Source organism: Herbaspirillum sp. GW822-FHT03A08, assembly GCF_058801885.1.
The window spans coordinates 223,776-236,126 of record NZ_JBXANR010000008.1 but is presented as its reverse complement, the minus strand read 5'-3'; the positions used below and the strand labels follow the sequence as shown (position 1 = coordinate 236,126).

The 12,351-nt window shown below is 56.8% G+C and carries 16 protein-coding genes; 3 read left to right on the top strand and 13 right to left on the bottom strand.

Going from position 1 to position 12,351, the window contains the following annotated elements; all coding sequences use genetic code 11:
• The 3 genes from AC1RN6_RS23245 to AC1RN6_RS23235 form a co-directional block, all read right to left on the bottom strand.
• On the bottom strand, positions 1-144 hold a 144-nt coding region (locus AC1RN6_RS23245; protein ID WP_493007357.1), incomplete at its 3' end, for an ABC transporter permease subunit.
• 560 nt (positions 145-704) lie between these two features.
• Positions 705-1,667: a 4-hydroxy-3-methylbut-2-enyl diphosphate reductase gene (ispH, locus tag AC1RN6_RS23240; protein ID WP_493007834.1), complete on the bottom strand. Its 963-nt coding sequence runs from the start codon at positions 1,665-1,667 to the stop codon at positions 705-707.
• A gap of 10 nt (positions 1,668-1,677) precedes the next feature.
• Positions 1,678-2,133 carry an FKBP-type peptidyl-prolyl cis-trans isomerase gene (locus tag AC1RN6_RS23235; RefSeq protein ID WP_493007833.1) on the bottom strand — a complete coding sequence of 152 codons (456 nt, stop codon included), beginning with the start codon at positions 2,131-2,133 and terminating at the stop codon, positions 1,678-1,680.
• Positions 2,134-2,254: 121 nt separating this feature from the next.
• Between AC1RN6_RS23235 and radC the strand changes: the two genes are divergently transcribed.
• From radC to rpmG, 3 genes are all read left to right on the top strand, one after another.
• Positions 2,255-2,929, top strand: coding sequence for a RadC family protein (gene radC, locus AC1RN6_RS23230; RefSeq protein ID WP_493007832.1), 675 nt, complete (start codon positions 2,255-2,257; stop codon positions 2,927-2,929).
• Between the two features lie 160 nt (positions 2,930-3,089).
• Entirely contained in the window at positions 3,090-3,326 is a 237-nt protein-coding gene (gene rpmB / locus AC1RN6_RS23225) for a 50S ribosomal protein L28 (protein ID WP_007877026.1), read from the top strand.
• 24 nt (positions 3,327-3,350) lie between these two features.
• Positions 3,351-3,518 carry a 50S ribosomal protein L33 gene (gene rpmG, locus AC1RN6_RS23220; RefSeq protein WP_007877024.1) on the top strand — a complete coding sequence of 56 codons (168 nt, stop codon included), beginning with the start codon at positions 3,351-3,353 and terminating at the stop codon, positions 3,516-3,518.
• A 131-nt stretch (positions 3,519-3,649) separates the two neighbouring features.
• Here the strand turns inward: rpmG and AC1RN6_RS23215 are convergent, their stop codons facing one another.
• From AC1RN6_RS23215 to AC1RN6_RS23170, 10 genes are all read right to left on the bottom strand, one after another.
• Complete coding sequence (locus AC1RN6_RS23215) at positions 3,650-4,030, bottom strand: MliC family protein (protein WP_493007831.1); 381 nt, start codon at positions 4,028-4,030, stop codon at positions 3,650-3,652.
• Positions 4,031-4,046: 16 nt separating this feature from the next.
• Entirely contained in the window at positions 4,047-5,243 is a 1,197-nt protein-coding gene (locus AC1RN6_RS23210; protein WP_493007830.1) for a DesA family fatty acid desaturase, read from the bottom strand.
• Between the two features lie 162 nt (positions 5,244-5,405).
• Entirely contained in the window at positions 5,406-6,743 is a 1,338-nt protein-coding gene (locus AC1RN6_RS23205) for a mechanosensitive ion channel family protein (protein WP_493007829.1), read from the bottom strand.
• Positions 6,744-6,781: 38 nt separating this feature from the next.
• Positions 6,782-7,354, bottom strand: coding sequence for a phospholipase D family nuclease (locus AC1RN6_RS23200; protein WP_493007828.1), 573 nt, complete (start codon positions 7,352-7,354; stop codon positions 6,782-6,784).
• Between the two features lie 11 nt (positions 7,355-7,365).
• Positions 7,366-8,622 carry an RsmB/NOP family class I SAM-dependent RNA methyltransferase gene (locus AC1RN6_RS23195; RefSeq protein ID WP_493007826.1) on the bottom strand — a complete coding sequence of 419 codons (1,257 nt, stop codon included), beginning with the start codon at positions 8,620-8,622 and terminating at the stop codon, positions 7,366-7,368.
• Positions 8,623-8,644: 22 nt separating this feature from the next.
• Positions 8,645-9,265, bottom strand: coding sequence for a phosphoribosylglycinamide formyltransferase (purN, locus tag AC1RN6_RS23190; RefSeq protein ID WP_493007825.1), 621 nt, complete (start codon positions 9,263-9,265; stop codon positions 8,645-8,647).
• 75 nt (positions 9,266-9,340) lie between these two features.
• A complete protein-coding gene (locus AC1RN6_RS23185; protein WP_369828895.1) occupies positions 9,341-9,808 on the bottom strand; it encodes a barstar family protein in 468 nt (155 codons plus the stop codon).
• On the bottom strand, positions 9,787-10,167 hold the full coding sequence (locus tag AC1RN6_RS23180; RefSeq protein ID WP_493007823.1) for a guanyl-specific ribonuclease: 381 nt from the start codon (positions 10,165-10,167) through the stop codon (positions 9,787-9,789). Before AC1RN6_RS23180 ends, AC1RN6_RS23185 begins: the two co-directional genes overlap by 22 nt.
• Positions 10,168-10,291: 124 nt before the next feature.
• A complete protein-coding gene (locus AC1RN6_RS23175; RefSeq protein ID WP_493007822.1) occupies positions 10,292-11,488 on the bottom strand; it encodes a patatin-like phospholipase family protein in 1,197 nt (398 codons plus the stop codon).
• Positions 11,489-11,587: 99 nt separating this feature from the next.
• Complete coding sequence (locus tag AC1RN6_RS23170) at positions 11,588-12,346, bottom strand: 3-hydroxyacyl-CoA dehydrogenase (RefSeq protein ID WP_493007821.1); 759 nt, start codon at positions 12,344-12,346, stop codon at positions 11,588-11,590.
• Positions 12,347-12,351: the final 5 nt, after the last annotated feature.

Sequence of the window (12,351 nt, the reverse complement as noted above, 5' to 3'; positions counted from 1 at the left end):
CATCGCTCCGATCATCAGCACGTCCCCGTGCGCAAAATTGATCAGGTTCAAGACCCCGTACACCATCGTGTAACCCAGGGCAATCAGGGCGTACATGCTCCCCAATACCAGGCCGTTGATGATTTGCTGGATGAATATGTCCATAAGAATACCTGTTTCCTAAATTCGTAACGTCAATGAGATATGTCGATACAAGATGCCTGAACATCTACGATTGCATGCGAGCTGTAGAGCAAAAACTGTTCCCGATCGGAGAATCGCCGTGAATGGTCGATGGCCTTGCCAGCCAGGGCTTTCAGCGCTGAACGCTATGAATGCAGAGAAGACGGGAAGCCAAAGAAACGCGTCAAGATGGAGCGCGCGCGGGCAAGCTGGGGCAGATAGTTGAAAGTGCTCATGCGGATGCTCATGATCGGTTGCGCTCCCTCTTGGTCGAAAGATCTGTAATGTGGATAAAGCGAGCGCACCTTGTGGGGACTCGCCGGTTGGAGCGGGATTATACCTAAGCCGCTCCCACAATACGAGAATAGACGCAACTGCACGTCAGTACTGGATATCCGCCCGACGGAGGACGCAAAAAAAGCGCAACGAAGTGCGCTTTTTTGCTTCGAACTGGACTGCGGGCACAGACGTCAATTGCGAACTACACGGCATGTGTCCGCGATTGCCGGTTTAGCCCGAATTCAGCCGAACTTAACCTGAATTTAAGCGCCACTGACGATGGAGCGCCCGCCACCCAGGCCTTTGGGCATGGGGAAGGTCACGTTCTCTTCAATCCCGTCGAGAATGCGAACGCTGCGCGTCGCGCCTTCCTTGAGTCGGTCGATGACAGCCTGCACCAGTACTTCCGGGGCTGAAGCGCCGGCGGTAACGCCGATGCGCTTCTTGCCTACCAGCCAGTCGGGGTTGATCAGATCGGCGTTGTCGACCATGTAGGCCGGCACGCCCTTCTTCTCGGCCACTTCCCGCAGGCGATTGGAATTGGAGCTGTTGGGGCTGCCGACCACGATCACGACGTCGACTTGCGGCGCCATGAATTTGACGGCTTCCTGACGATTGGTGGTGGCGTAGCAGATATCGCCTTTTTTCGGTTCTGCGATATTGGGGAATTTGTCTTTCAGTGCAGCGATGATGTCGGTGGTGTCGTCAACCGACAGGGTGGTCTGCGAGACGTAGGCCAGCAAGTCGGGATCGGTGACATTGAGCTTCACGACATCGTCGACGGTCTCGACCAGATACATGCCGGCGTCGGTCTGACCCATGGTGCCTTCGACTTCAGGATGGCCTTCGTGGCCGATCATGATGATCTCGCGGCCTTCGCGGCGCATCTTGGCCACTTCCATGTGAACCTTGGTGACCAGCGGGCAGGTAGCGTCGAACACGGTCAGGCCGCGCTCCTGCGCTTCCGCCTGAACGGCCTTGGATACGCCGTGCGCGGAAAAAATGACGGTGTTTCCGGCCGGGACGTCGGCCAGCTCCTCGATGAAGATGGCGCCCTTGCTGCGCAGGTCGGCGACGACATAAGCATTGTGGACGATTTCGTGGCGCACGTAGATCGGTGCGCCGAATTGCGTCAGCGCGCGCTCGACGATTTCAATCGCGCGATCGACACCGGCGCAGAAACCGCGCGGTTGAGCCAATAAAATTTCAGGTTCTTGCTTGTCCATATCGAGCACCTTACAGAATCCCGATGATTTTTACTTCAAATTTCAGCGTTTGTCCGGCCAACGGATGATTGAAATCGAACAGCGCGCCCTCCTCATCAATCTCGCGCAGCACGCCGGCAAAGCGTCCGCCGCCGGGTGCGGCAAAATCGACCAGGTCGCCGACGCGATAGTCTTCGTCCATGGACGAGTTTTCTTCCAGCGTGGCGCGCGAGATGCGCTGAATCAATTCCGGGTTGCGCGGTCCAAAAGCCTTCTCGGGCGACAGCTCAAACGTCTGATGCGTGCCCTCTTCCAGTCCCAGCAGGCAAGCCTCCAGAAACGGCGCCAGTTGGCCTTGGCCAAATTGCAGCGTGGCGGGCTTTTCCTCAAAGGTGCTGACGATATTTTCGCCGGCCATGGATGCCAGACGATAGTGCAGTGTGAGGTAGGCGTTTTCGGTGACGACCGGGAGAGATGCGTTGGACATGAAGAATATTCAGTAAGCGTGACAGCCCGCTATTGTAAGCCACCTTGCCCGACTCCGTAAAAACAAGCCTCGACTTCAGACCGCTGAATTCATCCACTCACATTCACGAACCAAGGACTCCATGGCGATTACCGACTGGCCGGAAGACCAGCGCCCGCGCGAACGTTTGATCAAACAAGGCGCCCATACCCTCTCTGACGCCGAATTGCTGGCGGTGTTCCTGCGCGTCGGCGTGACCGGCAAGAGTGCGGTGGACCTTGGACGCGACATGGTCGGTCATTTTGGCTCGCTGCAGGGCTTGTTTGCCGCCAGGCTGACCGAGTTCTCCCGCATTAACGGCCTTGGCCCGGCCAAGTATGCTCAGCTGCAGGCTGTGCTGGAACTGGCCCGGCGCGCACTGTCGGAAGACTTGCGCGCGGGAACGACACTCAGCTCTCCGCAGGCGGTGAAGCAGTATTTACAACTGTTGTTCCATGGAAAAACCTACGAAGGTTTCATTGTCCTGTTCCTCGACGTCAAGAATCGCCTGATTGAGTCAGAGGAACTGTTTCGCGGGACATTGACGCACGCCAGCGTTTACCCACGCGAAATCGTCAAGGCAGCGCTGGCGCACAATGCCGCCAGCCTGATCCTGGCACACAATCACCCGTCCGGAGAGGCGGAGCCGAGCACGGCCGACCTGCACCTGACAGCCAACCTCAAACAGGCGTTGAGCCTGGTCGACATCAAGGTACTGGATCATATTGTGGTGGCAGGGCGACAGACTTATTCTTTTGCAGAACACGGGCAGCTATGAGAACGCCTGGGTAAGGAACGGGATTCAGGTGCACAAACGCAATTGTTAAATTAAGAAATAAACAGAGACACAATTGTTTTTCGCAAGTCATTGAAAAATCAGAGTTTTCTGTATATACTCACTTTTTTTCCAATTTCTGGAATTTTTAAGGAGTACTAACATGGCACGTGTCTGCCAAGTCACCGGGAAGGGGCCGATGGTCGGCAACAACGTTTCCCATGCGAACAACAAGACCAAGCGTCGCTTTTTGCCTAACCTGCAAAACCGTCGCATTTTCGTTGAGTCGGAAAACCGCTGGGTTTCCCTGCGCTTGTCCAACGCTGGTTTGCGCGTAATCGACAAAGTCGGCATCGATGCCGTTTTGGCCGACATGCGTGCTCGCGGCGAAAAAGTCTAACTAGCAGAGTAAAGGAAATCTATCATGGCTAAATCCGGCCGCGACAAAATCAAGTTGGAGTCGACCGCAGGTACAGGTCACTTCTACACCACGACAAAGAACAAGCGTACAACGCCTGAGAAGCTGGCGATCATGAAGTTTGATCCCAAGGCACGTAAGCACGTCGAATACAAAGAGACCAAGATCAAGTAATTGATTTTCTCTTGTAAGTAAAAAAGCCCCGCGATGCAAATCTGCGGGGCTTTTTTATTGCCTGGTGCATTCGTCGTGCTGTTGATGCTGATGACTCAGGCTCCGCCAGGCATCTGCGCGATCAATTTATCCTACCAGTTTTCAATCTGCTTGCAGTCCTTCAGGAGGGGTTCTGCGTCCTCACCCAGCGTTTTATCCGCCAGAAAGCCTTCCTTGCCCTTGCTCCACCAGATGTAGTTGCCGGCTACATACTTCACGCCGGAAGCCGCCACCACGCTGACAAACAGCAGTCTCTTGCCGCCCGCAGGCAAATAGGCCAGCGAGCCCGCATCCGTGTTCAGATAGCGCACCGGCAGACGCACGTCGCCCGCACAGCGATAAATCACGCGCTGTTGGCTGAACAGTTTGATACCTGGGAAAGTAAGGCTTGAAGTTTTCGCCAGCGTTGCGCCGGGAAGTACCGCTAAAGCGGCGACGGCCGCGAGCAAAACCGAAGAATAGATTTTACCCACAGCCGACAGAGACAAATTAAGCGTAGCTACGCAGGCGCTGAGCGAAGTCGCGCAACGCATGAATGCCGGAGGCTTCTGCACGCACGCACCAGTCCTGCAGCTGATGCAGCAGCTGTTCGCGTGTCGAGTTGGAGCGGCCCCAGATCGAGCCCAGTTCCACACGCATTTCATGCATGGTCTGCAGCGCCTTGCTGTGAGTGAACAGTTCGGACAATTGCTGCTTCTGACCGTCTTCCAGCTTGGCCGGTTCACGTTGCAGCAACTTCTTGGAGGACTTCAGGAAACGCGATTCCAACTTGGCCTTTTCAGCCAGATGTTCCAGCTCATCAGCCCATGCGCGCTTCAGCGACTTGGCGTATTTGGACATGACGTCGTAGCGGTTGGCGATCACGGATTGCAGCGTATCGAAGTCGGCGACCAGTTTCTGGCGATCGAACTTCGGCGCCGGAGCAACCTTCTTGACCTTGGCCAGACCCATCATTTCCAGAATACGGATGTACATCCAGCCGATGTCGAACTCATACCACTTGGACGACAGCTTGGCCGATGTACCGAAGGTGTGGTGGTTGTTGTGCAGTTCTTCGCCGCCGATGATGATGCCCCATGGGAACACGTTGGTCGCAGCATCGTTGCAATCGTAGTTGCGGTAGCCCCAGAAGTGCCCGATACCATTAATGATGCCGGCGGCGGTGATCGGGATCCACAGCATCTGTACGGCCCACACGGTCAGACCGATAACGCCGAACAGCATGACGTTGATGATCAGCATCAGGCCGACGCCTTGCCAGCCGAATTTGCTATAGATATTGTGCTCGATCCAGTCGTCCGGGGTGCCATGGCCATACTTTTCCATGGTTTCGGCGTTCTTGGACTCGGCGCGATACAGTTCAGCGCCTTCCAGCAACACCTTCTTGATACCGCGGACTTGCGGGCTATGCGGATCTTCTTCGGTTTCGCATTTGGCGTGGTGCTTGCGGTGAATCGCAGCCCACTCCTTGGTGACCATGCCTGTGGTCATCCACAACCAGAGACGGAAGAAATGGCTTGGAATGGCGTGCAGATCCAACGCACGGTGCGCCTGGCAGCGATGCAGGTAAATGGTCACACCGGCAATCGTGATGTGAGTCATGATCAGGGTGTAAAAGAAAATCTGCCAACCGGTTGCGTGCAGCAAACCGTTCGAAAGAAAGTCCAGGATCGAATCTACTGTCATTACCACTCCAAAAGAAATACTTCACGGCAATTGAACTTGCCAAGCTGAGTCGCCAGCCGATATGGGCGACAAGGTTAGAACCCCGTTGCAAACAAGAGTTGCAAACTTAAGTTGCAACCATTTACCACTCATATTCTTTTATTTTCCGGCATTGTACGCTGATTATGCATCCTTGTGCATGAAAGATGCAGAACCGACAACACTTTGTTCAAAACTGCGCTGATCCATGACACGAATGTCGCGTTTTGGATGCGCCACCTGGATTCCCTGGGTTTTAAATACCCGCCAGATCGCCCTGTTAACGTCTGAGAGCACATTCAGACGACCGTTTTCGGGGTCGGTGATCCAAAAACCTATTTCCAGCTGCAAACCGTCCTCGCCAATCTTGATCAGCAGAGCCTGCGGCAGGATCTGGTCGGAAACGCGCTCCACTCCAATTGTGGCCTGCTCCAGCATAGACAAGACCGTTTCGATATCGTCCTGATACAAAATAGTAACTTGTGTTGCCAAACGTATAATTTTTCGATTCAGCGAATAGTTCTGCACCGGGCTGGACATGAACATTTCGTTCGGCAATACCGACTCGATACCATCCAAGCCCTCCAGAATAGTGTAGCGCGTATTGATCTGGGTGACTTTGCCAAAATAGCGGTCGACGTTGACCATGTCGCCGATCGCCAGACTACGCTCCAGCAGGATTACGAATCCCGATACATAGCTGCTGGCGATCTTTTGCAAGCCCAGACCAAGGCCCACGCCCAGAGCGCCGCCGAACACGGACAACACCGTCAGATCGATGCCGACCAGCGACAGGCTGACCAGAATCGCCACCAAAATCAGGATCGCCCGCACCAGCCGCGCTACCACTGTACGCAGCGACGAATGCATGGTGTTGAGCTTCATCATCCGCTCTTCCAGCATCGCTCCGGTCCACATGGCGATAATCAGCGTCACCAGCACGGACGCGGTCGCCTGCAAGATAGTCAGCAGCGAAGTCTTGTGACGCCCCAGCGGCAGCATCGTGGTATCGAGATAGTCGACCAGATCGGGCCACAGTCCGGTGATATACAGCAGCACACAAATCCAGACCAGCACGGCGAAGGCTTTTTCGAACAACTGAAGGAAGGCGCCTGCAGTGGCGTCCTTGATGAAAATCCGGCGCAACACATAAAAGACGAAGCGCATCGCCACTTGCGAAATCATCAGCGGCAGCATGACCTGCCACAGCGTCACCGGCAATTTCAGGCGCATCAGCACCAGCCGCGCCAACGCCAGCAAGACCAGGATCAGCAGCGGCGACAACACGCGTACGAAACTCTTGACGCCGATCTGCATTGCGCTGTCTTCGCTGCCGGAAACCTTGAGCAGTCGGCGCAACCAGCGCGATAAACCCAGCCCGACCAGCACGCACATGAGGATGACAATCGCCTGGCGCACCAGCTCCAGCGGAGCGAGGTCGCCAAACAGGTATTCGTAGAAATCGGATAACAAAGTCGACATGGTCCTTGTAGCGCGACAGGCGCGCTAAGTAGTCAATCTTATTGGTAAGCCTCTGCGTCCAGGAAATGGCGCATCCAGTTGGCGGCATATTTGGCGGCGAGAGGCGGATTTTTGCGTGCGACCAGGATGTTTTCTGCGTTCTTGTTCTGCGCAGTCCAGGTGAAATTATAGCTACCGGTGATCACCGTAGCGTCAGCATTGTCAGCATCGATGACAATCACTTTGTTATGCGCGTTCTTGTATTTGGTTTCTTGCCGGACCTTGACGCCGGCATGCAGCATCTCCGCAATGCGATCGCGACCGGACTTGTTGAGCTGGTCGGCGTCGACCAGCACACGCACGTCCACGCCGCGTTTGCGCGCGGCGATCAACGCTGCAGTCAGCGGTTTGCTCGTCAGAATATAAGCCTGAACGAGAACCTGGGTGCGCGCCTTGTCGAGCGTATCGGCGATCAGGCCTTCGATGTCGTCGTCCGGCGTGAAGGCAACCTGCAAGGTCCCCTGCGCGGCTATCGGTTTCGACACCCCGCCATCGAAAGCCCGCGCCGTGCCGCAGGCGAGCAACAGTGCCAGCGCCAGCGACGACAAAATAGCCTGGCGCGTTGGCCGCATCCCTGCCCGCATTACTTCTTGCGTTCCAATACAGCAGCGAAGAAACCATCGGTCTGATGCAGGTTCGGCAGCAGCTTCAGGTAGTCTCCCATTTCCAGCGCAATCTTTTGCTCTTCCAGCACGGCGCTCATCGGCACCAGCGTGAAGTCGGGACTGTTTTGCAGGAATTCGGCGACCACGTCTTCGTTTTCTTCATTCAGAAAACTGCAGGTGCCGTAGACCAGACGACCGCCGGCCTTCACCAGACGCGCGGCGCTGGTGAGGATCGCGACCTGCTTGGCGTGCATCTCGGCGATGGTTTCCACGGTCTGACGCCACTTCATGTCGGGATTGCGGCGCAAGGTGCCCAGACCGCTGCACGGCGCATCAACCAGAACGCGGTCGATCTTCCCAGCCAGGCGTTTGACCTTGGCATCGTTCTCGTGGGCGATCATGACCGGATGGACGTTGGACAAACCACTGCGCGCCAGGCGCGGCTTCAGCTTGGCCAGGCGCTTTTCGGATACGTCGAAGGCATACAGACGGCCGGTGTTGCGCATGCTGGCGCCGAGCGCCAGTGTCTTGCCGCCTGCACCGGCACAGAAATCGGCGACCATCTCGCCGCGCTTGGCGCCGACGATCTGCGCCAGCAACTGGCTGCCTTCGTCCTGCACCTCGATCGCGCCATCCTTGAATAGAGGCAGATTTTGCAAAGCAGGCTTTTTGATGATGCGCAAACCCAGCGGCGAATAGGGCGTCGGCTCGCAAAGAATCGGCGCTGCCGCCAGTTCAGCTGCGACGTCGTCGCGATTGGCCTTGATGGCGTTGACGCGCAAATCCAGCGGTGCAGGCTGGTTCATGGCGTCGGCCAGTTCCATCGCGGCAGCTTCGCCGTCGCGGGCAATCAGTTTGTCCAGCAGCCACGGCGGCAGGTTGGCGCGCATCGCCAACGGCAGTTTGTTGCGATCGATCTGCGCGGTGCGTGTGAGCCATTCGACTTCTTCCGCCGACAGGCCGGCGATCGATTCGATGCTGACGGTGTCCGTCAGACCCAGCAGCGCCATACGGCGCATCATAGGGCCGACGCCGGACTCAGCAAAATTGGTGTAGACCGACTTGTTGCGCAACAAGCCATAAACCGATTCTGCGATCACGCCGCGTTCACGGCCGCCCAGCTTGGGATTCTCGCGAAAATAGCGCGATAGCGTCACATCGGCCGGGCCGGTAAAACGCAAAATTTCACGCAAGACTTCTTCCGTGTGGGGAACGATTGCGGGTGGCAATCTCATACTGCTTCCTTCAAAGTGATATTCAGACTTGCTCGGCGGACGGGTCGATATGAACACGACCGTTGTCCAGGCGCAGCTTGCCTTCGACGAACCAGCGCACAGCGCGCGGGTAAATTAGATGTTCCTGTTGCAGCACGCGTTCAGCCAGCACTTCTTCGCTGTCGGTGCTCAGCACCGGCACCGCCGCCTGTATCACAATCGGTCCGTGATCCAGATCGGGCGTGACGAAATGCACCGTAGCGCCGTGCAACTTGACGCCCACCGCCAACGCCTGCCGGTGCGTTGCCAGCCCGGGAAAGGATGGCAGCAGCGATGGATGGATGTTCAGCATCCGTCCAGCATAGTGCTCGACGAAAGGCGTTGTCAGGATACGCATGAAACCGGCCAGCACCACCAGATCGGGCGCAAACCCGTCAATGACGGCGCGCAAGGCGGCATCGAACAGCTCGCGTGTGGGATAGTCCTTGTTGGCGACGACCGCAGTTGCAATACCATGCTGCCGGGCGAAATCGAGACCGGCGGAATCGGCCCGGTTGCTGATGACTGCTGCGATGGAAACAGGCCAATTCTCAGCCTGTGCGGCCCGGACGATGGCTTCCATGTTGCTGCCGCGTCCGGAAATCAGGATAACAATGCTTCTCATGGTCGGCATTGTAACCGCTGCCCGTGGTCGAATTGACGAAAAATCGGCAAAAACGCAACTACGGGCGGGTAAATGTTACTGAAATGAGTAAAAAACGCGGAAGGCAACTTTCTTGTCGGCCCAGAAATCCGCCGCATCGCGGAACACATCCAGCAAGGTTTCGCGGGCTTCCTTGTCGAATTTTTGCGTATTCGGCAATTGCTCAATAACAACAATAAAGCCAGGCTGCGGACCGGCCTTGTGCGTCAGATCGGTCAGGCAGTCACCGAGCGCATCGAAGTTTTTGCCGAAATGGCGGGGGAAATGAAAAGCGCCGGCAATGATCGCCAGAACCTGCTGCTTCGTCATTGCCTCGGCGCAATAGGCGTACAGAAAGTGCTGGCCAAGACGAGCAGCCTCTTCCTGCAAGTCGCCGACGCGAAAGGCGCGGATGGACTGCACAACATTTGGCGGCACCGTTTTAAATAAACTCATTTCTCCCTCAGATTTTGCAATGGATGCTGCAACCAGAATCTGCTTGTTCATTCCCTGATGCGCTGGAATGTCTGATAGTGATCCTTGGTGTAATAGTACTCACCCGACGTTTGCGGATTACCGCCGGAGATGATCCGGCGCGCGCCGCGATTACGCGCTTTCGGCGTTTTCACGGTGAATTCGTGATAATACCCGCGCTTCTGCCTGGGCAAAACCCCTTCGTAGTTGCCAAACACGACACCGTCCTTGGCATACGGATACGGACCGCCCTGCTTGATCAGAGCCAAAGTCTGCTGCGCTTCCGGCGGTAAGGTGCCTGCGGCGATGTTGCCGACGCTGCTATCGGGCGAGCCTTTGGCGAATACGGAAAACGATAACAACAGTGCTGCGAGGAATACACACCACTGTTTCAGAAAGGTTGTCTTCAAGAGCAGGCTCGCATTATTTTATGTTGCACAAGTATTAATTTTTCGCAATACCATTGCGTAGAGTAACGTTTTGCTTCAAACCAAGCAACCCGTATCTGCGTTCTGTAAGGTAGGTGCGTGAAGCTCAGGCTTGGAGCGCCAGGGCACGATCTGGTTCAAAAAATGCAAGAACCTGGTCGCGCATGGCATAGGTATCGCGTTCGCCGAGGGCGATCAGCTCGCGCGTAAAACTCTGTTCGAACAGGAGATACGATGCCAGCGCCGCACCGCGTACTTCGGTGGCGCCGATACCGCCCAGCATCACCCGCACCGGGCGCGGCAGGCTGTTGACGTGACGGCTGGCGATCTCGTCAATGCGTTCTGACGGCGAAATCACCAGCACTTCGATGGGACGCAAGGGCATCTTGGCGCGCTGCTCGGGGGTGAGCATGGACAAGGTTTGATTGACACGGTTGGTACGCTCGATGTCCGCAGCCAGTCCATCGAGGAAGATGCTCGACAAGGCATGACCGGCCACCTGCGCCAGGCTGGGGTATTGCGCCAGCTCGGTCGGCGCTTCGGAGCGCTCCCCCATGCGGCCGGCGCCGATCACCAGGATCTTGCTGGAGCCCAGATGAATCGCCGGCGAAATCGGCGCAATCTGGCGCATCGAACCGTCGCCAAAATATTCGCGGCGACCTTCGTAAAAAATCGGAATTGCCGGAAAGATGAAGGGAATCGCCGACGACGCCAGCAAATGCTCAACGCCGATCTGGTCGCGGATGGCGCCGCGCTGGGTGCGCCGCCACGGCTCGATTTCCTGCATCGATTGATAAAAGGTCAGATGCTGGCCGCCGGTGTAAGACGAGGCCGTCACCGCCAGCGCATGCAAAGTGCCGTTGGCCAGCGCATCGTCCAGCCGCGGCAGATCCAGCAGGCGATGCAGCATCGTGACCAGCGGCGTGTTGTCCAACAGGGAATTGGGCGGATTGGCACGCCACTTGCGCAGCAGCCAGCCGAAGGAAAACAGCGACAGCCAACGCGCGCCGGAACGGATCACGCCGAGCGAATCAGCGCGGTAGACCTGTTCGACGCGGAAATTCGACCAGACGCTCATCAGCTCGCGCACACCCTCGCCGAAATCATCAGCGCGGCACGCCAGCGCCGTTGCATTGATGGCGCCGGCTGAGGTACCGCAAATAATCTGGAATGGATTCTGATGGGCCGGCCAGCCGGCTTCCATCAAAATCATGGACAAGGCATTCAACACGCCGACTTGATAAGCCGCGCGTGCCCCTCCGCCAGTCAGGATTAATCCCGTTTTTTTATCTGTTGACTCCATGCCAACAGCTTAGCAGGGCGCACGCGCTTTAGGCGGAATTTAGACGGCAAAAATGCGAGATGTTGCCAAAAATACGCAAAGAGAAATTACGTAATTTTTCTATTTTGGCGGCATGCGAATGGCGCCGTCGAGACGGATGGTTTCGCCGTTGAGCATGAGGTTCTCAATGATGGTCCTGGCGAGGTGAGCATATTCCGTTGCCTTGCCCAAGCGTGGCGGAAAAGGCACCGCGCCGCCGAGCGAATCCAGGACTTCTTGCGGCATGGACATCATCATCGGCGTCTCGAAAATGCCCGGCGCAATGGTCATCACGCGGATGCCGCTGCGCGCCAGGTCACGCGCCATCGGCAGCGTCATGCCGACAATCGCCGCCTTGGACGCGGAATACGCCGTCTGCCCGATCTGGCCGTCGAACGCCGCTACCGAAGCGGTATTGATGATCACGCCGCGTTCACCCTGCTCCAGCGGATCTTGCTTGCTCATGGCGTCCGCCGCCAGGCGCGCCATATTGAAGGTACCGACCAGATTGATATTCAGCGTCTTCTGGAACAAGGCCATGGTATGCGGGCCGTCCTTGCCGATCAGCTTGGCGCCAGGCGCGATGCCGGCGCAATTGATCAGACCGCGCAGACTGCCCAGCTGTTTGGCCGCTTCGATCGCTTTCAGACCGTCTTCTTCCGTGGTCACGTCGCAGCGCACAAATTTGCCTTGCAGCTCAGTCGCCAGCTTTTCACCGGCTTCCTCCTGCAAATCGGCCAGCACCACCTTGCCGCCGTTTTCCGCCAGCATGCGCGCGGTTGCCGCGCCCAGTCCCGATGCTGCGCCTGTTACTACAAACACTTGTCCAGCAATCTGCATGTCTC